The sequence below is a fragment of the Kangiella japonica genome, assembly GCF_039523535.1.
In the GTDB taxonomy this organism is placed as follows: Bacteria; Pseudomonadota; Gammaproteobacteria; order Enterobacterales; family Kangiellaceae; genus Kangiella; species Kangiella japonica.
The window spans coordinates 276,170-298,729 of the sequence record NZ_BAAAFM010000008.1 but is presented as its reverse complement, the minus strand read 5'-3'; the positions used below and the strand labels follow the sequence as shown (position 1 = coordinate 298,729).

The window sequence follows — 22,560 nt, the reverse complement described above, 5'->3', positions numbered from 1 at the left end:
AAAGTCCTAAGAATAACCAGATGAATTCAGTGGAATAACTAGGAATATACAGGAATGTTAAGGAATTTGAAGGGGTTACAGGTTAATTTGTCAATACAAGGAGTGGCTGCGAGCAGTAGCTTCGCTTATGTGGTAGCCGTATTTAGAATGGCTGTTTACCAAGATTGTAAAGTTAAGATTTATAAAAGGCGCCATGATTGGCGCCTTTGTGAACTATTAAAATAGGTTAAAGAGTCGTCCAATAAGCGCAAGCGTCATTCCCCACCATCCAACTCTACAAATAAGTGGAATCCACTTCATTCCTTTAGCTGTTGCAGATTGTCCGCTTATTTCTTTATTACCATTAAGAATAGAAGGGCAGTTAGGGTATTGTGCCTGAATTAATACATCCAGCTTCTTAACCGACATTTTATGTTGCTGTAAATAGTTTAGGCCGCTATCAATTTTCTTTTTAAAAAGCTCGATTATGACGTGGCCAATAATGATAACCATAATACCGGTAAAAATGCCCACTACGCCGAGTTCTTCCGAGCTTTTGCCCATAAGATGATTAAAAGCTGTGGCCAGCGCAAACATGAAAGTGACTAGTAGGCCCAGTTTTGTCCAGTTCAGATTATCTTCGTGAGTATATAAGCTCGACGCTATTTCTTGGCGTGTATTTAATGTATCTAATGGCACTTTTGACTCAACGGTAGACTGAAAACGCAAAGCAGGGCAGTGTTCCTGATTATTTTTCGGTGGGCGGTACCAAATCCCCCTAAGACGAATCTGACCATCCTTATCCGCTGGAGGTGTGATATCACATAACTTATAGAAACCACAGCGTTCATGGAACTTGATAGAGCGCTTATTCAGAGGCTCAAGAACAACTGCGGCCAAGTTACTTTTATCCGGCTGTTGTTGATGAATATAATCGTAAAGTGAGGCTGCGCATCCTTTTGTGTTAGAAGAATCTCGACGCACACAAATTTGTTTTATAAGAATAAAAGACTCAACTAAGTTACAGCGTAATAAAGTGTTGGTTAACTCAGAAGGATCAATAGACTCGCTTTCATAAGCCAATAAGAATGCCTCTATACGGCCCTCAACCTCTGCTACGTAGAAGTATTCAGCGTTGGCAAGGTAATCCTCATATTGCTCCAACACGAACGCAGAGACCAAGAAACCGTCCTCAGCCTCGCTGTCTGAAAGTTCCCCAAGCGACCATTGGTTAGCAATGGCTAATACTTCGGTTAAATCGTCTTTAGTTGCTTGTCTTATATTAATTGATGTCTTCATCTAAAACTTATTTCCCAACGAATTGCTTAGTTTGTACCTTATGAATGTTGCTTATTCTAGAGTATTAGGCATAGAGAGTGAAGGTGAGCTTTTTGCTAGTTGTTTAAAAGGTGAGGTATTATTTTGCCCTTTTCTTTGCCCGTCCAAAGAAAAGGGCGAAAAGAAAAGACGCCCCAGGCGTTAGATGCTTCGCATTTCCCTCGCTTAGTAAAGTTACATAACGCGCCGCCAAACTCGACGTCCTGTCTCGTTTTGGCTAATTTGGGCTATCCTTGCCCAAATTACGCTATAACTTTTCTTCGCTCGGTAACTTTAAGGGGAGACAGGGCATGCCTGTTGGCTTTGAGCTTAGCTTAATCTAAGCGTGTAGGGTGAGTTAGACGAAGTTGTAACCTAATGGTGGAACTTGTTATTTTGGTGGGTTAGGCTAAGTTAATCATCTGTATGTTGGTAAAGTTAACTTTTCATTAGGTCTAGAATGAATAAAAACTATTCTTTAATATCTTTAATGTTAATGCTGTCTGCATGTAAAAGTGATGTTGAAACTTATCAAGTAGACTTGCTCGGAAACTATGAGCCAATAATAGTCTTGAAAGAGCTCAAAGAGCGTGGTGCGAACTGTGAGCTTAAAAAGGATAAAATTAATTGCAGTAGAGTCGATATGGGGCTTGTGAATAAGACGATGAGAGAAATTAGCCTTGAGCAATTTCCTGCTGGGTATACTTATTTAGGTATGCCAGGGCTTCATGAGGCTGTCATTACAGAGCTACAAAATCGTAATATTCCATTTAAACTTAAGGTTAATAAAAATAAGACCTGGATTCTTGTTGAAGAAGAAAACTTAAGTGAATTTAGAGAAATTATTGATGAACAAAGACATGAGTTGCGTGTGTTAGAAAATATGTAACCAGTCAGTTAGTAAGCTTGGTTCTTTTTATGCTTCATCAATTAAAAAAGCCGCGGGGATGAACCCGCGGCTTTGAGTATAGGGCTTGGTAGAACCCTATTGCTCGAACGCTTTTCTTATAATAGTAAGCTTATTCTTGTTCATTATGCTTATTATTAATAGTGTTTTGCTTGGCCTTGGCCAGTGACAACGTATTTTTCAGTTGTTAGCTGGACTAAGCCCATTGGTCCGTAGGCATGTAGTTTACTGGTTGAAATACCAATTTCTGCGCCTAAGCCTAGTTCGCCACCGTCTGAGAAGCGTGATGAAGCGTTTACCATCACAACAGACGAGTTGATGCGTTTTACGAATTCGTTACCACGATCGATGTCTTTTGTAACGATAACTTCTGTGTGACTTGAGCTGTGATCTTGAATGTGTGCAATAGCCGCTTCGTAGCTGTCTACTTGCTTCACGCTCATGGCCAAGCTTAAGTATTCGTTATGGTAGTCTTCAGGGCTTGCAACTTCTGCGTTATCAAGCTTGCTAGCTGAGTCTTTATCAGCTTTGAACTGAATACCAAATTCGTTGCCTAGAGCCTTCACACGCTTAAGGAATTCGTCTGCGATGTCTTTGTGTATGACTAAGCTTTCTAACGAGTTACAGACGCCTGGACGCGATGTCTTACCGTCTTTTAGTAACTTCTCAGCTTTGTCTAAGTCGGCAAACTTGTCGACGTATAAATGGCACACGCCTTTAAAGTGCTGAATCACTGGGATCTTACTGTTATCCGTTACCGCTTGAATCAAGCGCTCGCCACCACGAGGGATTACTAAATCAACCGTGTCACGGAACTGGAGTAGGTGATTCACGGCTGAGTGGCTTTGCGAAGGTACGATGCAAACCATTTCTTTACTGAAACCACACGATTCAATTGCTTGGTGCCAGCAGTCGATGATGGCATTGTTCGAGTTCCATGCTTCTTTACCACCGCGTAGAATAACCACGTTACCTGATTTTAGCGTTAACGCCGCAGCTTCTACCGCTACGTTCGGACGTGCTTCATAAATCATCAGCACAACGCCTAGTGGGATGCGCATTTTAGCGACGCGGATACCGTTCGGGCGAAGAGAGCTTTGGCTCATTTCACCGACTGGATCAGCAAGGTTCATAACGTTATGCAGTGCGCTAACCATGCCGTCGACACGCTCTTCGTCTAGAAGAAGGCGGTCAACCATAGCGTCCGATAAATCGTTTTCTTTGGCGTACTCAATATCTTTTTTGTTCGCTTCAAGAATTTGTGCTTGGTTGGACTTCAGCTGTTTTGCCATCGCAGCTAGCACGTCATTCTTTTGGCTACTAGAAAGTGTGGCAAGAGTTTTCGCGGCTTCTTTAGCGCGTAGCGTTAAATTATAAAGCTCTTGCTTCTCAGTGTCTTCAAATGAATTCTCTTTCATGTTCATAATTACTCCTAAAAATCTCCTAAGCGACTTTTGACTTGGCTTTGTTAACTGTGCTGTGTACTAATGTGCCTGGGTTTTGGTTATTGAATAAACGCATGTAACTTTCGTTTGTACCGTTACAAATAATCGTATCAATACCGTTGTCCGAGGCGAACTTAGCAGCTTTAAGTTTGGTACGCATACCGCCAGTGCCTTGTGCGCTAGTGCTTTGCTTACCCATAGCCAGTGCTTCTTCGCTAATTCCTTCAAATTGATTCACTAACTCGGCGTCAGGGTTAACTTTTGGGTTGTCGTCATAAACGCCATCGATGTCACTACAAATAATCAGTAGATCGGCATCGGTCAGTTTTGCTACTTGTGCAACGAGGTTATCGTTGTCACCAACCGTAAGTTCTTCCGTCGCTACCGTATCGTTTTCATTAACAATCGGCAGGGCGCCAAGTTCTTCAAGTGTCTTAAATGTGTTGCGTGCATTTTGCGCGCGCTCAGGGTTTTTGATGTCTGCTGAAGTTAGTAATACCTGGGCTACAACATCGTCAAAGAAACGTTGCCAGTGCGCAACCACCATGGATTGACCGACTGCAGCTAGCGGCTGCTTTTCTTTACGAGTTAATTTGTCGTAGTCTGGCTTTAATAGGTTGAAACCTGCAGCAACGGCACCTGATGAAACTAGGGTGACTTGCTTGCCTGCTTTGCGACACTTTCTTACAAAGTGTGCGATTGGAAGACAGTATTCTGCTGAGCAGGAGTGACCGTCTGGCGCGATTAGCGCTGAACCAACTTTAACGACGATGTTGTTGTAATTACCAAATTCAATATGTTCGAGCATGAAATGACCTTTCTTTTTTAAAGGATTAATTAATGATGTGTTAAAAGTGACGTGGCGTGCTAGAACACGTTACCCAAGCGCGTGGCTTGTTTTCTAATCGCTAACAAGCGACTTGGCTGGCTTGATATGCCTGCCGTGGAATGTGTCGGTTTGTCGAGTCGATTAATGTTAAGCACGGTTTGCATTATTAACATACAGATCCTTATGTCAAATTTGACTCCGAAAAAATCTGAGAGGCGCTCTGAGCGTCTACTAGCGCTTAAAAGCCCATATAACTGGGGGGTATGTTGGTTTGGATTTACTCATACTATCTCCTAATAGCGTATAAACTCAGCGATTTCACAGAATTTTAAAAATCTCTTTGAATAACAGTGGCTTATGCTACCCATTAATAATATTAATGTTTGACTGGTTTTGTTGCTTATATGGCTTATTTGAGCTGATAAAGGTGCCAGTTATTTTGTGCTCTAATAAAGATGTGTAGGCTTCAGACTTACCGTTACAGATGATCGTGTTGATACCTGCTTTCGAAGCAAACTGCGCTGCTCCAAGTTTGGTCACCATACCTCCGGTTGCTTGGGCGTTATGAGTCGGTTTCCCTAAAGCTAAAGTTTTATCGGAAATTTGTTCTATATAAGGAATAAGTTCTGCCTGTGGGTTTTGATGTGGATTGTCGTTATAAACGCCATCGACATCGCTACAGATAATCAGTAAGTCTGCGTCGATTAACGTGGCGACTTGCGCTGCCAGATTATCGTTGTCACCGAACTGTAACTCCGCAGTCGCCACTGTGTCGTTTTCGTTAACGATTGGCAGAATTGCGTATTGATGTAGCTGTTCTATTGTTTTTCGAGCGTTCTGGTGACGTTTTGGGTGTTTTATATCGTCGGCGGTTAAAAGCAATTGCGCAACATGATTGTCAAAGAAACGCTGCCAGTGGTTAATCAGCTTTGCTTGACCGACTGCGGCACAAGCTTGCTTTTTGGCAAGTGTAAGCTCGCTATGGTCGATTTTTAATGTGTTTACACCAGCGGCAACAGCTCCTGAGCTTACTAATGTTACGGTTTTGTCTAGGTGTTGGCACTTTTTAATAAAGCTGGCAAGGGGGAGGCAGTATTGGGTCGAGCAGGAGCGACCGTCAGGTGCGATAAGAGATGATCCTACCTTGATTACGATATTCTGATATTGATTAAAGTTAAAGCTGTCCATGGATGTTCCTGCTGTGTTTGGCGTATTAATAAAGTTTTAAATTCATGGCATAAAAAAAGCCCGCGAAGCTAGGCTTGCGGGCTTTTGGTATTTATCTACTGCGTCAGTTAAGTGTTACTTGTACTTTTTGGAACTGCGAAGTGATTAATATTTTGGGTGCGCAAACCTACCTCTTTCAAAGAAAAGGGTATGGGCTGACCGGGAAGGGCAGTGATTGAAGGTCTGTGAGCACTACAAAATAAATTCATGGCACAAATATGCGATAAATTTATAGTAAAGGCAATAAAAAGTTTTTAGGAATGTGTTTAATTGGGAGGTTTGTCACTCCTGCCAGAGCAAGAGTGACAAAGGATAGCAAAGGTTTAGTCCATTAACTGGTCAACTAAGTAGGTGTAAATTAAAGCATTTAACTTTGCTGACTGCTCGTTATTGGCCGCACCGCCGTGGCCACCTTCTGTGTTTTCATAATAGAGTAGGTCATGGCCTTGTTCCATCATCTTAGCTACCATCTTACGCGCGTGGGCAGGGTGTACGCGATCATCTCGAGTCGATGTAGTGAAGAAGATTTTTGGATAATCTACGTCTTTGTGGACGTTGTGATAAGGCGAATAGCTCTTAATGTAGTTCCACTCGTCTTCATTATCTGGGTTACCGTACTCGCCCATCCAGCTTGCGCCAGCTAATAACTGGTTGAAACGTTTCATATCAAGTAAAGGAACTTGGCAAACGACCGCTTCATAAAGGTCTGGACGCATTGTTGCAACGGTGCCAACTAGAAGACCGCCGTTACTACCACCACGAATACCTAGATGCTTATTGTCGGTAATTTTGCGTTCAATTAAGTCTTCAGCAACCGTGATAAAGTCTGTGAAGGCAATATGACGGTTTTTCTTAAGCGCTGCTTGGTGCCAAGCTGGGCCATACTCACCGCCACCACGAATATTAGCTAGTGCGTAAACACCGCCTTGCTCGAGCCAATCAATACCGATAGTCGCTGAATAACTAGGGCGAAGTGATACTTCAAAGCCACCATAGCCATACAGCAATGTTGGGTTTTTACCGTTAAGCTCGGTATCTTTCGCCATCACTAAGAAGTAAGGAATTTGCGTACCATCTTCGGCCTTGGCAAACTTCTGCTCAACCTTGTACGGCGATGCATCGAAGAACGCAGGTAAGCTCTTAAGAACGCTCGCAGAGTCTTTAGCATCATCAAAATAGTACAAACTGCTTGGCGTTAAGAAGTTCTGGTAGTTGATGAAAAAGTTATTGTGCTCATCGCTAGTGCCAGTTACTGATAAAGTACCCAGTTCAGGCATGTCGACTTTTTCGTTTGTCCACTTGCCATCTTTAAAGGTGTAACGGTATAACTCGCTGCTCACATCTTTTAAGGTCGTGATTAACACATGGTCCTTGGTGCTCGATACGCCAGCGATAGACGTATGTGCATCTGGAACTAATACTTCGGTAAAGTTCTTTTTGCCTGCCACAAAATCATCGATATCGATTGAAAGCAACGATGCTTGCTTGTAGGTCTTGTCGCCAATGGTCCAGTCGGATTTAAGCTCTAGCAATAATTGGCCTTTGATAATGCCGCTGATTGAACTGTCGATAGGGCGATCTAGCTTGACTAAGCCCTTGTCTGTAACGAGGTAATACTCGCGCGAGTAAAAATCGAGGCCTTGATAAACAATTTTGTATTTCTCATCGCCGTCGTGCGAAACATAGGCGCCAACTGAAACGTCAGTTTTGTTACCCTCAAAGATGGTTTGCGCTATTTCGAGTGGCTCGCCACGCTTCCAAAGTTTGGTTACACGAGGGTAACCTGAGTCGGTCATACTACCGTCGCCGAAATCAGTGCCTACATAAACCGTGTCTTTATCGATCCAGCTTAGGTTGCTTTTTGCTTCAGGTAATTGAAAACCGTCTTTAACAAAGCTTTTAGATTCAATATCAAATTCACGAACCACAGTAGCGTCAGCGCCACCACGAGACAGGTTAATCAAGCAGCGATTATAAGTAGGGTATAAACAGTTCGAACCTTTATAAACCCAGTTTTCGCCTTCTTTTTCCGCAAGCTCATCCAAGTTAAGAATAATTTCCCACTTAGGGCTTTCTTTTTTATATTCTTCTAAAGTCGTGCGACGCCATAAGCCACGAGGGTTCTCGTCGTCACGCCAGAAGTTATAGAAGTAGTCACCCATCTGGCCGACGTACGGAATTCGCTCGTCTGAGTTGTAAACCTCAAGATTTTTCTCATAAAGTTCTTTGTAAAGAGGTTTAGATTTTAGATAGCTCAGTGACTTGTCATTCTGCTTCTCGACCCACTCTAAGGCCTTTTCGCCACCAACATCTTCTAACCAGATATAAGGATCATCAACGTTTTGCGTATTTTTAGTTTCTTTCGCCATGCTTTGTGCCATAACTCCGATAGACGCAACCGAACCAATTACTAGGCTCGAAATCAGTCTTTTGTTCATATAATGACTCCATTTTTATTTATTAACCGACTGAGAATAGCAAAGGGGAGAGGCTTGCGCTAGGATTGAAATGTTTTGAAATATTACAGGGAGGAGCGAAAAGTTGTCTTATCAAAGAAAAATAATAGAAGAGCACTATGTTAACCAGGCAAGGGTACAGTTAGACTTCAAAAGCTACATGAAAGTAGCCTTATTTGTTTGTATTGGCTTTCCGATACTTTATACCGTTTTTATTTATTCGACAGTAGAGTTTCTTAGTTCAAATGCCACTATGACGAACTCTATTTTGCAATTACTGCCCGCCATTATTATGTGCTTTGTGTTTTCGTTAGTCGCCAGCCTAATTATGTATCCGGTTTATAATGGTGGTGTGGTAATCACAGAGGGCAGTTAATGTCTGGTAAGTTTGCATTATTGCGGGAAAGAAAAGAAAAAAGCGCAAGGACTGATTAGGTCATTGCGCTTTCTTTAAAGCTAGAAACTATAGAGTTACTGAGCTTTTTGTAGGTCTTCCATAACAGCTGCTAAGAAGCGAGCAGCTTCGCCGCCAGTACAAGCGCGGTGGTCGAAGGTTAGCGATAGCGGCAACATTTTTGCGTTAGTGATGCCTTTATCGGTTAGCTTCAATTCGTTACGGAATCGACCAGTACCTAAAATCGCGACCTGTGGTGGCGATACTACTGGTGTGCCGTAACGGCCTGCAATCGAACCAAAGTTAGACAGGGTGATCGTAGCGTTTTGCTGATCGTCCTGTTTCAACGATTTGGTTTCAATCTTTTGACGTAACTCTTGTACACGGCCACGAACGTCAGTCATGCTCATGCGATCAGCGTTATGAACCACTGGAACGTATAAGCCGTCGCCTGAGTCTACCGCGATACCAACGTTAACGTTAGGGTGCAGTAGACGTTCAAACTTCTCACCGTCGAACCATGCGTTAACCGCCGGCACAGCTTTAGCAGCTGTAACCAAGGCACGCACATATCGAGCTAGTGAGTCAGTACCTTTTGGCCATGCTGAAATATCCACATCTTCAACCAACGTAGTCGGAACGACTGTTGAGTGTGAGTGTGCCATGCCCATCGCCATCGCACGACGTACCCCACGAACTGTTTCAGGTTTAACTTCGACGTTAATCGTTGGTAAACCGCCAGTGCTTGAAGGTGTCGAGCTTGTAGAAGAGCTGGCCTTTGACTGTGCTGGTTGACTAGCTGCTGGAGCCGAAGCGCCTTTAGAAGCATTTTCAACATCATCACGAGTAATTGAACCCTTGCGGCCCGAAGCTTGGCAATTGCCTAAATCAACACCCAGTTTACGCGCTAGAGCACGAACTGCTGGTGATGCTTTATAAGCTAGCGGATTGCTCGTATCAAATCCAGACTCTTGCTGTGCCACAGGAGCAGCTTCAGCTTTAGCAGAACCAGTACCGTTTTTCGCTGCTTCACGCACGTCTTTCTGCGTAATTGCACCGTCTTTACCAGTTCCTGTAACTTGAGTCAGGTCAACTTTAAGCTTACGAGCAAGCGCCTTAACCACTGAGTTAGTAGTCTCAGCGACAACGTTGTTGCCAACTTCAACCGCACCTACAACTGTACCGCTGTCTGCGCGTTTCTCTTCGCCAGCTTCTTTCTTAGGCGCTGCTTTATTCGAGCCAGAACCACCAAACTCAATTAACGGATCGCCGGTGTTGATAACATCACCAGGCTGGCCGTAAAACTTTGTCACTTTAGCCGCGAATGGTGAAGGGACTTCTACTACGGCTTTAGCGGTTTCCATCTCAACGATTGGCTGATCGACAGTGACCGTATCGCCTTCTTTAACCAACCAGCGAACGATTTCCGCATCGGGCAAACCTTCGCCAAGATCTGGTAGTAAGAATGTATCGCCTACGACATCATCAGAAGAAGCTTCAGAGCTCTGCTCTGGAGCGCTTTGTTCTGCAGGAGCTTCGTCAGAAGCGTCATCTTCAGCAACAGCACCGTCGCCAAAGCTTACCAGTAAATCACCAGTATTAATCACATCGCCTTCTTGGCCATGCAATTTTGCGATACGACCAGCGTAAGGCGAGGGTACTTCGACCACAGCCTTAGCAGTTTCCATTTCAACCATCGGTTGATCAACAGTTACGGTATCGCCTTCTTTAACTAACCAACGAACGATTTCCGCATCCGGTAAACCTTCGCCTAAATCGGGTAAATTGAACTGTTTCATTTGTACTCCATAATCGTACGCACTTCGTCAAGAATACGGTCGACGGTTGGCATATATTGTTTTTCTAAACGATAGTATGGCATAACTGTGTCGTAGCCTGAAACGCGACCGATTGGCGCCAGTAGATTCAAGATGCCTTTCTCAGCAATTTCCGCGGCAATTTCTGAGCCGACAGAGCCTGATTTCGGCGCTTCTTGAATGATACAAGCACGACCAGTTTTCTCGACTGACTCTAAAATCGTGTCCATGTCGATTGGGCTAACTGTTGCAACGTCGATAACTTCTGCATCAATACCTTCAGCAGCTAATTTCTCAGCGGCTTGTAGTGTTTCATGCATCATCGCGCCCCAAGAAATTAACGTGATGTCGCTACCTTCGCGGTCAACGAAACACGCTTCTAATGGGTATTCTTCGCCATTATCTTCAACTTCGTGCTTAACAATGCGGTAAACACGTTTTGGCTCTAGGAAGATCACTGGATCTGGGTCACGGATTGCTGCAAGCATTAAGCCGTAAGCACGAGAAGGGTTTGAAGGGATTACAACCTTCAAGCCTGGAATGTGTGAGAACAATGCTTCAGTTGACTCAGAGTGGTGCTCAGGCGCGTGGATACCGCCACCATAAGGTGCGCGAATAACCATTGGCTGAGTAATACGACCACGAGTACGGTGACGTAAGCGTGCAGCGTGGCAGAAGATTTGGTCAACCGCGGGGAAGATAAAGCCCATGAACTGCATTTCTGCAATCGGCTTCATGCCTTGTGCTGCCATACCTACCGCTAAACCAGCAATCATCGACTCAGCTAGTGGCGTATCGATAACGCGCTCTTTACCGAACTTCTTTTGTAAGCCATCAGTGGCACGGAATACACCGCCGTTTTTACCAACGTCTTCACCGAACAATACCACATCCGGATCATTATCCAGCTCATAGGCCATCGCTGCATTTACAGCTTCAATTAAAGTAATCGCCGCCATTATTTTGCACCTCTTTTGATAGCCGCTTCACGCTGAGGCTTGGTTATTTCTGGAAGTTCTGCATAAAGATTGTCGAACATCATTTCAGGAGTTGGCTTCGGAGCAGCTTCATAAGCTTTCACCGCAGCATCAACTTCTTTAGCAGTCTTTTCTTTCATTTCTTCTTCGTCTTTATCAGACCAAGCTTTGTTGTCTTCAAGATACTTGCGTAAACGAATCATTGGCTCGTTATCCCAAGCTTCTTCTTTAACTTTTGGATCGTCATAACGCGACGCATCATCCGCAGTAGTGTGGTCACATAAGCGATAAGTAATCGCTTCGATTACTGTAGGACCGCCGCCGTTACGCGCTTTTTCTAAGGCATAGTTAGAAACTTCACGAACCGCTACGATATCGTTACCGTCGACCTGAATACCTTCAACACCCGCTGCGATAGCTTTTTGTGCGTAAGTTTCACAAGCCGTTTGGATATCTGTAGGAACAGAGATTGCCCATTGGTTATTGTTAATAAAGAACACAACACCAAGATTCCAAACGCCAGCAACGTTGATACCTTCATAGAAATCACCCTCAGAAGTACCACCTTCGCCAATTTCAGTCACAACGGCACGTTTCTGCTTACGCATTTGAATCGCTTTAGCAACACCTGATGCATGAATAATTTGGTTAGCAATTGGTACACAGATCGGGAAATCTTCTTTTGCTACTGAATAGTTAGAGCCAGCTTCGTCGCCGCCCCAGTAGAGCAAAATTTCTTCCATGGTCACGCCATGCTTAAGTAGGCCGCCTGTTGAACGGTAGTACGGGATCAACACGTCTTCCTGTGTCATTACGTCGCCGTAACCGATACCGATAGCTTCCTGACCTAAAGAGGCAGGGTAGGTACCCATTTTACCAGTACGTTGTAATGCATAAGCTTTGGCATCGAATACACGTAATTTGTACATGTCACGATAAAGCTCACGCATAATGTTCATGTCTTTAGCAAACTCTGGAATATCTTTCGTAGGTTTGCCATTTGCATCAAGATATTGATGATACTTAATCTCGAAAGAAGCAACTGTTGTAGTCGTCAAGGCTACATTCTCCTTTGGTGAAGGGGGCTATAAATGATTAATCATTTGTATTGAAAGTTATTAGATTTCAAAGAGTTATTATCTAAATCTAACAAGTCCCCTAAGGTTCAATCTAATATTTAGCGAGGCCGATTGTACGTATTTTTAGCGAATTTGTATAGTCAGATTTACGTTAACGTAAACTTACACTAGTTATATTTTAAGCAATCACGCAACTGATTAGCAAAACTAATCGCAATGGCTTGAGGTCGTACCTCTTGGAACTGTCTAAGTCTATCAATTTGATATTAAAGTTGTGTGGCGGTTTGATTAATGTGGGTATTGAAGATTTGATCTAATTTGTGCATACATAATTAACTTTTATACAGCTTATGCTATTACGAGGAGCACTAAAATCCGTATGAGTGTGTATTCGTATGATAGTGACAATAAATTAAATCTTACAATTTGAAATTAAAACATTGTATAAAATATTATCTGAGCCCCCTATAGTGCTATTTGGCAATGATTTTCACTAAAGAGTGATAATGAAGAACTTAAAATTATTAGTATTTATATGTTCGGTATTTGGTTTGGTTTCAGGGTGCAGTGGCTTACAGGTGCCACCTCAGGTAAAGATACCTGCGCAGAGTAAAACGATTGTTATAAACAACGTTAACATAATTCCGATGACTGAAGATAATCAGACCATTTTAAACACCAATGTCGTGATTGTTGATAATCAAATTTCATATATTGGGGCAGAATTACCTGTTGGTGCGATGATTATTGATGGGCAAGGCAAGTGGCTTATTCCTGGGCTGATAGATATGCATGTGCATAATCTTGCTGACGCTAATATCGGGAGTAACTATCCAACCAAAGGTGCGTCCATCTTCTTTGATACACAAGATATTATGCTGTTATATGTTGCTAATGGCGTGACTACTGCATTTGAATTAAGCGGCAGGGTAGAACACTTCGGGCAGAGAAATGATATCATTAAAGGTGATGTCATTGGCCCTCGGATCGCGCTAGCTGCATTAATTGATGGCAGTGAAGCTAATAGAGTCGCGACAACGCCCCTCGAAGGAAGACAAGCTGTTCGAACCGCTAAAGGAGATGGTTACGAGTTTATAAAAGTTTATTCGCGTTTAAACGTTGAAACTTATAAAGCGATCATTGATGAGGCGAGTAAACAGGGGATGAAAGTAGTAGGTCATATCCCCAATGCTTTTTCTGGCAAAGTCGAAGAGGCCTTCGTGCCACACTTTGATTTGGTCGCGCATGCAGAGGAGTTTTCTAAACAAACGGATGAGTTTACCGATGAGTCAGCCGAAAAAATCGCGAAGTTGACTAAAGCAAATAGAACTTGGGTTATACCGAACTTATCAAACTTAGTTAGAATTGCCGCACAAGGACGTTCACTAGATGCAGTGCGTAACCTCCCAAGTTTTAAATATGTACATCCATTGATGCAGGATAAGTGGCTCACCTCTAATCAGTATAACAAAGGCACTAACTCAAAGCGTGTTGCTTATTACGACTCGCTAGTTGAGTTTCACGTTAAGTTAGTTAAAGCGTTTAAAGAAGCGGGTGTTCCTATGGTTGCAGGAACGGATGCAGGAACATCGGGGATTGTGTGGGGCTATTCACTTCATGACGAGTTGGCATTGTTGGTAGATGCTGGGTTAACCACAGAAGAAGCGCTGGCCGCAGCCACTAGACTTGCCGCAGCGTGGCTAGAAATCGATGATAAAGTCGGAACGATAGAAGAGGGAAAGCTTGCTGATCTCGTCTTATTAGACGCTAACCCTTTAGAAGACATCCGTAATACCAAGTCGATCTCAGGTACGATGTTTAATGGCCGCTGGATAGATCAGTCTGAGATTGAGCAGATGCTGGATAAACTCGAAAAGAAAAACGCTGAAAATATCGGCAAAGATAAATTTATCTGGAGCAAAATTCGGGAGCAATAGATAGACGGCTTGATGGTGTATGCAGTTTTATAACTCATCTCCTTGACCTAGTCCGTCATTACGAGGAGTATACTAATGCGTTGCAGTAATCTCATGGTTACAGATTGCCATGCGCCATTGCCATATCGCTCGCAATGACCACGAAGATATTTTTAATATAAAAGAGTTGTAGGTTTGCGCTGAACGTAGTGAGGCCTAAAGTTGGCGCGTCATCCCGCGGCTCGACCGCGGTATCCAGTGCCTTTACTGTTGGGCATCGTAAACACAGCTCAACCTAGATTGCTATTTGCAACTGAGATTCGCTAAGTATCCACAATTTCCCTGCAACCAAAAAGATTGCTTTTCGTTATCAACTGAAATGGCAATCACCCCTCGTTTAGGTGAGTATAAAATAGAGTCAGTGTATTTTTCTTCTTCTAGGTCGAATACGAGTATCAGGTAAGCTGAATAGCTTTTGCCTAGAATATTAATACTTGAAAGGTATTTAGAGTGTGAATAAATTACCCTTCCACTTCCAAAGGGAACCACCTCATATCTATTTTTTCTATCACTCCAAGTATTTTCTGTTCCGAAGTCCTGAGTTACTACTTTAGGTAGATATTTTTGTAAGTTTTTGGGTATTTTTAATTGCAAAGATGGGCTGTTAAGACAGTAATAGTACTTGTCATCACAAAAAGTTTGTCCTAAATCTATGCACGTATGTCCTGAGCAAACAACCATGTCAGGCTTTCCTGCATTTTGAAACCAAATAACTCCTCCCTCAGCAGAAACATACATTGGTTCAAACTCTATGTTAGTAGGTTCTTTAGTTGCGGTACAAGAGAGTACAAAAAACGTACTTATCAGAATGGTTAGTTTTTGAATCATTGCTTTATATCCATCTCAAAATAAGCATGACTGGGGCAGAAGGCGAGGCCTTTGACGCAGAGTTGGTTGCATTGTTTCCATTGGCAGGTGTCGTTGGTGATGCCGCCGTGGTTTTGGACCATGAGCTGGATTTTGAGGTTGGTGGTGTCGAGTTGTTGCCAGTCTTGTCGGCTGGCTATTTTGGCGCAGACGCCGATGTCGTTTTGTTTGGCGATGTCGATGTGCCACAGTTGTTGGCAGTCGGGGCATTGGTTGAGCGTTGCCCAGCGTTGCGGTGCCCACTCGAGTTCGGTGAGGGTTTCGCCAAAGGGGTTATTTTCATCGTTGCCTACAAAAACGTTAGGCAGTTCTGCGCATCGGCACATGGTTTGTGAGTCCATTAACTTCTTATTTCTTTCTTGCGCTCTGTTATATCGAATTTGGACTAGGATTGCTACAATCAGTCCTTATATTCAATCCATTCAAAGCAAAAGGTTAAAACGACTACACCATGAGCGATAGCAGTAATCATCAAGACAGCGCGTCTAGCAATACAAAGTCGCAGCAGGGCGTTCAAGTCCATTACCGTAGTGACTATAAGCCGTATCCTTACGATATTAAGGATGTTTACTTGGCGTTTGATCTAGCGCCGAACGCGACGATAGTTGATACGACGCTAACGATTCAGCGCAAGGCTGATGCTGATAATCAGGCACCTTTGTGTTTGGATGGTGTGGATTTAGAGTTATTATCGATTGCTATTGATGATAAAGAGTTAGATCAGTCAGAATACCGTTTGATTGAAGATGGTTTAGAGGTTTTAAACGTTCCAGAGCGATTTACTTTAACCACCAAGGTCAAAATATCACCAGATACCAACACCAGCTTAGAGGGCCTGTACCTATCGAGCGGTAAGTATTGTACACAGTGTGAAGCGCAAGGTTTCCGCAAGATTACGTTTTATCCGGATCGCCCTGATGTGATGAGTACTTTTAAAGTCCGCATTGAAGCTGTTGCTGACAAGTTCCCACACTTACTGTCGAACGGTAATCGTATCGAGCATGGTGAGATTGAAGGTGGCAAGCACTATGCGGTGTGGGAAGATCCTTTTAAGAAGCCGAGTTATTTATTTGCTTTGTGTGCCGGCGACTATGATTTGCTAACCAGTAGTTTTACGACGATGACTGGGCGCGAAGTTCGCCTTGAGATTTATGTCGATAAAGGCAAGTTAGATCAATGCCACCATGCAATGGAATCGCTTAAGAAGGCGATGAAGTGGGACGAGGAGGTGTTTGGTTTAGAGTATGATCTCGATACTTACATGATCGTCGCTGTTGGTGACTTCAATATGGGGGCCATGGAGAACAAGGGCCTTAACATATTTAATACCAAATACGTTTTAGCCAGTCCTGACACGGCTACGGACACCGACTTTATTGATGTTGAAGCGGTTATTGGACATGAATACTTTCACAATTGGACAGGCAACCGCGTAACCTGTCGCGACTGGTTTCAATTAAGTTTAAAAGAAGGTTTAACGGTTTTCCGCGATCAAGAGTTTACCGCCGATCAGACTGATCACGGTGTAAAACGCATCGAAGATGTAAAGGTGATTCGCTCCCATCAGTTTGCAGAGGACGCTGGCCCAATGGCGCATCCGATCCGCCCTGATTCTTATATCGAGATGAATAACTTTTATACGGTGACGGTCTACAACAAAGGTGCGGAAGTCATTCGAATGTATCAGACCCTATTAGGTCGCGATGGTTTCAAACGTGGTTTGGACGTATATTTCGAGCGTCATGATGGGCAGGCTGTGACCTGCGAAGATTTTGTGCGCGCTATGGAAGATGCTAACGGCTATGATCTTCAGCAGTTTAGACGTTGGTATTCGCAGGCGGGCACGCCAGAGGTAACCGTTTCAAGCAATTATGATGCGGATAAGCGTCAATTAACTTTGAGTTTTACACAATCGTGTCGCCCAACACCAGGCCAAGAAGACAAAGAGCCGTTTCATATTCCTGTGAAAGTCGGGCTTATAGATACGCTTGGTAAGGACATTGAACTTAAGCCTGTGTCATTAACGGACAGTGATGCTCGAGTTGAGGGAGACATTGTTCACTTAAAGTCCGCTCAGCAGTCGGTTACTTTTGATGATGTCCCTAGAAACGTGATTCCTTCGATTTTGCGCGGCTTTTCGGCGCCAGTGAAGTTGCACTACGACTATTCACTTAAAGAGTTGATTTTCCTCTTTGCCAATGATTCAGATTCATTCAATCGCTGGCAGGCGGGACAAGAGTTATTCAGTCGCGTCATCTTCGACTTGTGTGAGCAGCAAGAAAAGGGAGGAACGCTAAGATTCGATGATTCGGTTGTAAGCGCCACCAAAAATCTATTAGATGATAATTCTTTAGATGGGCAGTTTAAGTCGTTGGCTTTGACTATACCTGGCGTCAGTACACTGCTTGAGCAAACCAACTCAATCAATATTGATCACTTAATTACAGCCCGTGATTTCCTTAAGAAACAACTAGCCGAAAAGCTTGAACTGGACTGGTTGTTACATTATCAGACTAATCGTCATCTGGGTGACTATGAGCAGGACAAAGAGTCAGTGTCGAAGCGTGCTCTGTGTGGAACCTGCCTGGGCTATCTAATGACGCTCGAAAAAGATAGTGCCTATCAGTTGGCGTTAAAACAGTTAGAAACTGCTAATAACATGACTGACGCCAGCATTGCGCTACAGCTAATTGTGCATTCGAATTATGAGCAGAAGCTAAAAGTGGCTGAAGACTTTTATCAAAAGTGGCAGAGTGAAGAGTTGGTCATTAATAAATGGTTATCCATTATGGCGACCGACCCGTCTGATGAAACCATTGACAGGATTGAGTCATTACTGGATCATCCATCGTTTGAGTTGAAGAATCCGAATAAGGTACGCTCACTGATTGGCGCCTTTACCAGCGCTAACCCAAGGCAGTTTCACCGCGCAGACGGGCGTGGTTATGAATATTTGGCTCGTCAGATTAAGTCGCTTTACGCAATAAACCCTCAGGTTTCGGCGCGATTGACGGGGGCTTTTAACCGCTGGCGAAAGTTTGATAGCGAGCGTCAACAAAAGATGCGACAGCAATTAGAGGTTATCTTGTCGATGCCTGAGTTGTCGAAAGACGTTTTCGAGATCGCCAGCAAAGCATTAAAGTAAGGCTAACGCCAAGCGGTGAGTAGTTTAATCAAAGAGATGATTTAATAGAGATTATATTATGGCAATTATTCAGTGCATTGTTTGTAACAAGAGAATTTCAAGTAAAGCAGAAACCTGTACTCACTGTGGGGCTCGATTGAAGGGGAGCACCGAAGAGCAGCTTGAGCGTGCAGCACACATCCAAAAGCTAAAACAAAACCGTCGTTGGCAATCAGCTTCTTTCATAGCAGTTATTGCTTTTGCCGCGGGCTTTTTATTGAAATTCTTCCCAGTTGGCGAAGATCCGGAATTTTGGGATAGGGTTGCTTTGTATTTAATCGCTGCTGGTTTCTTTGGCTATATCGTGATTCGTTTGTGGATGATGTTCAATAAACGTCGATAGATTAACAGATACTAGCAGCATCGATTTTAAATAGTCGGTTTAATAGTTTAACGTGTCTTTTATAGGAGTGATTCATTGGAAAAGGCAAACGTAGCAATTGTTGGCGCCACTGGCGCAGTTGGCGGCACAATTCGTGAAATTTTAGAAGAGCGAAAGTTCCCAGTAGATAACTTGTATCTGGTGGCTAGCGAGCGTTCTGCGGGCGAAAGGTTGATGTTTAATGGTAAGTCGACCATGGTACAGAATATTGATGAGTTTGATTTTTCACAAGTTGATGTGGCTCTATTTTCAGCTGGTGGCTCTGTATCTCGTGAATATGTACCAAGAGCGGTAGAGGCTGGCTGTATCGTTATCGATAATACGTCGGAGTACCGTTATGACGACGATATTCCGTTAGTGGTCACTGAGGTTAATCCAGAGCGTATTGCCGATTATACAAACCGTGGCATTATCGCGAATCCAAACTGTTCGACCATGCAGATGTTGGTGGCTTTAAAGCCGATTCAAGACGCGGTCGGCATTGAACATATTAATGTTTGTACTTATCAAGCAGTATCGGGATCAGGTCAGAAAGCGGTTGAAGAATTAGCCAAGCAAACGGCAGAGCTATTAAATGGACGCGAAGCAACGGCAAAAGTATACGATAAGCAGATTGCTTTTAACGTCTTACCAAATATTGATGATATGCAGGACAACGGCTACACCAAAGAAGAAATGAAAATGGTGTGGGAAACTAACAAGATTTTTGAAGATGATAGCATTTCTGTTAGCCCTACAGCTGTTCGTGTTCCTGTGTTTTATGGCCATTCTGAAGCGGTTCATGTTAAGTTGCGCGCGCCATTGGCTGCGGTTCAGGCGAAAGAGCTATTGAGTAATGCAGAGGGTGTGACTGTTGTTGACGATATGATTCAACTTGATTACGCCACACCAGTGACTCACGCGAGCGGCAAAAATGATGTGTTTGTCAGCCGAATTCGTGAAGATGTGGGAATGGAAAATGGTCTTGCGCTGTGGATTGTGTCGGACAATGTGCGTAAAGGCGCGGCATTAAATTCAGTGCAAATTGCAGAGATACTTGTAAAAAGTTATTTATAGTAGCAAAATTAGTACCTAACGAGTGAAAAGTTAAAGTACATTCTTAAATATGGCTCTGAATTTTGTCCGTATTAGGAAGCCTTTGGAGAGTTCTGCTCTGTTTTTGTGAAGCACTTATCAAAACGGAGCAGATAAAACTTCCTATCTTACTGATTTCCGTATGTACTGTGATAAGTTCGCTGGTTTTAATTGAGACATTTAGGTCGGTGTCTTGGGAAGGGTTATCGACTATTTATCAATGAGGGGAAAGTTATGTTTCGTAAGTTGGCTGCTACAGTTGCTGTAACCGCAGCGTTAATCAGCCCATCAGCATTGTCATTAGGGCTTGGCAAAATCGATGCTGAATCGGGGTTAAATCAACCACTAAAAGCTGAAATTACGCTTCTATCTTCTAACAACGTTAGTGAAGATGATTTGCGTGCAAAATTAGCTTCTTATGATGCGTACAACAAATTCGGTGTGCAACGTGAGGCATACCACAACACATTATTCTTTAAAATAATTACCAAGAACGACGGCTCAAAAGCAATTGTTGTCGAAAGTCGTGAGCCAATAAAAGAACCCTTCATTAACTTCCTTATTGAATTAAACTGGGCGCAGGGTCGTTTAATGCGTGAATATACCTTGCTACTAGACCCTCCTGTATTCTCTAAAGCCACTGTTGCCCCAAAGCTTTCTTCAATGCCAAGCTCGCCAAGCCAAGCTACTGTCACCAAAAAACCAACAGCGCCTCAGCAGGTAGAGCGCAAAGTAGATTCAAGCCCTGAAACTGTAACTAAAAATGAAAGTCAGCCTAAGGCTCAGCAAGAAACAAAGCAAGAGCCAAAAACTGAAGTTTCAGAGGTTTCTCGTCAGTTAGCTGCAACTCCAGATTTTACTGATGACAGCTGGACTGTTGAGCGAGGGCAAACACTTTGGAGTATTGCCAAAGCTGTTCGACCAAAAGATGCATCCGTTCAGCAAACACTGATGGCGATATTCCATAATAATCCAGACGCATTTATTAATAACGATATTAACCGCTTAAAAGCGGGTGCAACTCTTGCGGTTCCTGAGCGAAGCACTATCAGTGATGTTTCTCAGACTGCTGCTGTAAACTCAATACGCAATTCAACTATAAATGCAGATGCGCCCTTAGATGTTAGAAAATCGGTAGACGAAACAGCCGAGGAGCAAACAGTAGAGCAGGGTGGGCGCTTAAGCATAGCAAGCGTTGACGAAGGGTCGCTAGAAGATTCTGGCGGTAGTACTTTGGATGATGAGGCGACAAAAGATTTAGCGCTCTCAGAAGACTCTATTGACGATACTCAATCGAACAATGGCGATACCACCTCGGAGTTCGGTTCAGATCTTGCTACAAGCGATACCGCTACCGAAGATGGCTTTGCTGTCGAAGACGAAACACTTTCAGTTTTATCCGGAGCTGCTGATGCTGCTGAAGAAACGGATCAAGTTGCAATCAATGAACCAGCAACGAATATAGCCGAAGACTCACTATCGACTGAAGACTATTCAGACGGCAACAGTGATGGGTTTGCTGTTAGTGAAACTGATGATAACGATACTAAGTCGAAGGCTGATGTTGCGAGCTCTACTGCTGACCAAGTTGAAAGTAGAAATAGTTTACGGGACTCAGAAGAGCCTTTTTATGAAGCTGAAAACTTTTGGTTGTACACCGGCGGTGGCTTAATTTTAGTACTTCTTATCGGTGGTGGTATTGTATATCGTCGCAATAGCCAAGAAGTTGAAGATGATGGTGGGTTACTAGGTATGATGACTGCTGCTAAAGAAACCAAGCCAAAGAAAAGACGTGAGTCATTCATCGGTGACGATGGCATGCAAGCCCCGAAGGAGAAAGTTGATGCGATTAGTGCTGCTGATATCTTAATTGCCAGAGGTAAGCTAGAAGAAGCGGAGACTGTGTTAGAAGACGCACTAGCGGCTGAGCCAAGTAATCAAGAAGTCCGTGTCAAGCTTATGGAAGTTGTTGCGAGCCAACAGAAAACTGAGCAGTTTTTCCAACTCAAGAAAGAGTTGCCTGAAGACTTTGATCACGACTCCGCATTAGGTCTTAAGGTTGCGAGTTTAACTAGTCTTGTAACACCGGAAGATAATAGTCTGCAAATGGATTCTGGCTCAGACGAATTACGTTTGCCAAGTGAAGACGATATTTTCGGCGATGAGAACTCCGACCCTGTGGAGCTAGATCTTAGTGATGAGCTATCGGGCAAAGACGTCGACGTTGATACTGTAAGTGATGACAATGGTCTAGATTTAGACTTAGAGGACTTCGATAAGCAAGTTGTTGAAACAGCATCGGATAATACTCCTACGCACGACGGCTCTATTGAATTCACTGACTCTCAAGACGACGAAGAGCTTGTCACACAAGAAGATGAGAGCGTCACTAGCGATGTCACTGATGAATTTAATACTGATGACGAATCAGGCTTAAGCGACAGCGATGCGGCTACTAAGTTTGATTTAGCGAAAGCCTACATGGAACTAGGTGATGACGAGGCGGCAAGAGACATTCTGGAAGAGATAAAATCTGAAGGTAATAGCTCTCAGCGTGAAGAAGCAGACAAACTTTTATCAAGCATGTAAAATAATTGTCTGCCCTTTAAAACACCGGGTTTTCCCCGGTGTTTTTGTTCGTAAGAGATAA

17 protein-coding genes are annotated in these 22,560 nt (G+C 43.4%); 8 read left to right on the top strand and 9 right to left on the bottom strand.

All coding sequences use genetic code 11. The features are described from left to right. Positions 1-216 precede the first annotated feature (216 nt). Positions 217-1,278 carry a hypothetical protein gene (locus ABD128_RS10465; RefSeq protein ID WP_343989975.1) on the bottom strand — a complete coding sequence of 354 codons (1,062 nt, stop codon included), beginning with the start codon at positions 1,276-1,278 and terminating at the stop codon, positions 217-219. Between the two features lie 478 nt (positions 1,279-1,756). Between ABD128_RS10465 and ABD128_RS10460 the strand changes: the two genes are divergently transcribed. Continuing rightward, positions 1,757-2,185, top strand: a complete 429-nt coding sequence (locus ABD128_RS10460) for a hypothetical protein (protein WP_343989972.1) — start codon at positions 1,757-1,759, stop codon at positions 2,183-2,185. Positions 2,186-2,340: 155 nt separating this feature from the next. Here the strand turns inward: ABD128_RS10460 and ABD128_RS10455 are convergent, their stop codons facing one another. The 4 genes from ABD128_RS10455 to ABD128_RS10440 all read right to left on the bottom strand — a co-directional run bounded on the left by ABD128_RS10455 (position 2,341) and on the right by ABD128_RS10440 (position 8,142). After that, positions 2,341-3,627 (bottom strand): glutamate-5-semialdehyde dehydrogenase, encoded by a 1,287-nt coding sequence (locus ABD128_RS10455; RefSeq protein ID WP_343989969.1) that lies wholly within the window; start codon positions 3,625-3,627, stop codon positions 2,341-2,343. 19 nt (positions 3,628-3,646) lie between these two features. Next, entirely contained in the window at positions 3,647-4,456 is an 810-nt protein-coding gene (gene proB, locus ABD128_RS10450) for a glutamate 5-kinase (protein WP_343989966.1), read from the bottom strand. 381 nt (positions 4,457-4,837) lie between these two features. After that, positions 4,838-5,665 (bottom strand): glutamate 5-kinase, encoded by an 828-nt coding sequence (proB, locus tag ABD128_RS10445; protein ID WP_343989963.1) that lies wholly within the window; start codon positions 5,663-5,665, stop codon positions 4,838-4,840. Positions 5,666-6,027: 362 nt separating this feature from the next. Further along, positions 6,028-8,142, bottom strand: a complete 2,115-nt coding sequence (locus ABD128_RS10440; protein ID WP_343989960.1) for a prolyl oligopeptidase family serine peptidase — start codon at positions 8,140-8,142, stop codon at positions 6,028-6,030. Positions 8,143-8,245: 103 nt separating this feature from the next. On the opposite strand from ABD128_RS10440, the gene ABD128_RS10435 reads away from it, so the two are divergent. Continuing rightward, positions 8,246-8,536: a hypothetical protein gene (locus ABD128_RS10435; protein WP_343989957.1), complete on the top strand. Its 291-nt coding sequence runs from the start codon at positions 8,246-8,248 to the stop codon at positions 8,534-8,536. 95 nt (positions 8,537-8,631) lie between these two features. Here ABD128_RS10435 and ABD128_RS10430 read toward each other — a convergent pair whose 3' ends face one another. Genes ABD128_RS10430 through pdhA form a run of 3 tightly spaced genes read right to left on the bottom strand, consistent with a single transcriptional unit; the run spans position 8,632 to position 12,406 of the window. Then, entirely contained in the window at positions 8,632-10,353 is a 1,722-nt protein-coding gene (locus tag ABD128_RS10430) for a 2-oxo acid dehydrogenase subunit E2 (protein ID WP_343989954.1), read from the bottom strand. Then, positions 10,350-11,330 carry an alpha-ketoacid dehydrogenase subunit beta gene (locus ABD128_RS10425; RefSeq protein WP_343989951.1) on the bottom strand — a complete coding sequence of 327 codons (981 nt, stop codon included), beginning with the start codon at positions 11,328-11,330 and terminating at the stop codon, positions 10,350-10,352. Before ABD128_RS10425 ends, ABD128_RS10430 begins: the two co-directional genes overlap by 4 nt. Continuing rightward, positions 11,330-12,406 (bottom strand): pyruvate dehydrogenase (acetyl-transferring) E1 component subunit alpha, encoded by a 1,077-nt coding sequence (pdhA, locus tag ABD128_RS10420; protein WP_343989948.1) that lies wholly within the window; start codon positions 12,404-12,406, stop codon positions 11,330-11,332. Before pdhA ends, ABD128_RS10425 begins: the two co-directional genes overlap by 1 nt. A 527-nt stretch (positions 12,407-12,933) precedes the next feature. On the opposite strand from pdhA, the gene ABD128_RS10415 reads away from it, so the two are divergent. Then, positions 12,934-14,364 (top strand): amidohydrolase family protein, encoded by a 1,431-nt coding sequence (locus tag ABD128_RS10415; RefSeq protein WP_343989945.1) that lies wholly within the window; start codon positions 12,934-12,936, stop codon positions 14,362-14,364. Between the two features lie 282 nt (positions 14,365-14,646). On the opposite strand, the gene ABD128_RS10410 is transcribed toward ABD128_RS10415, so the two are convergent. Next, entirely contained in the window at positions 14,647-15,231 is a 585-nt protein-coding gene (locus tag ABD128_RS10410; RefSeq protein ID WP_343989942.1) for a hypothetical protein, read from the bottom strand. 26 nt (positions 15,232-15,257) lie between these two features. Here ABD128_RS10410 and ABD128_RS10405 point away from each other — a divergent pair, with 26 nt between their 5' ends. The 5 genes from ABD128_RS10405 (at position 15,258) to ABD128_RS10385 (ending at position 22,499) form a co-directional block, all read left to right on the top strand. Beyond that, on the top strand, positions 15,258-15,605 hold the full coding sequence (locus ABD128_RS10405) for a hypothetical protein (protein WP_343989939.1): 348 nt from the start codon (positions 15,258-15,260) through the stop codon (positions 15,603-15,605). A gap of 116 nt (positions 15,606-15,721) precedes the next feature. Then, on the top strand, positions 15,722-18,415 hold the full coding sequence (gene pepN, locus ABD128_RS10400) for an aminopeptidase N (RefSeq protein WP_343989936.1): 2,694 nt from the start codon (positions 15,722-15,724) through the stop codon (positions 18,413-18,415). Between the two features lie 58 nt (positions 18,416-18,473). After that, positions 18,474-18,797 (top strand): hypothetical protein, encoded by a 324-nt coding sequence (locus ABD128_RS10395; RefSeq protein ID WP_343989933.1) that lies wholly within the window; start codon positions 18,474-18,476, stop codon positions 18,795-18,797. 75 nt (positions 18,798-18,872) lie between these two features. Beyond that, positions 18,873-19,892 (top strand): aspartate-semialdehyde dehydrogenase, encoded by a 1,020-nt coding sequence (locus ABD128_RS10390; protein ID WP_343989931.1) that lies wholly within the window; start codon positions 18,873-18,875, stop codon positions 19,890-19,892. Between the two features lie 252 nt (positions 19,893-20,144). Then, positions 20,145-22,499: a motility hub landmark protein FimV gene (locus ABD128_RS10385; RefSeq protein ID WP_343989928.1), complete on the top strand. Its 2,355-nt coding sequence runs from the start codon at positions 20,145-20,147 to the stop codon at positions 22,497-22,499. The last annotated feature ends 61 nt before the right edge of the window (positions 22,500-22,560 follow it).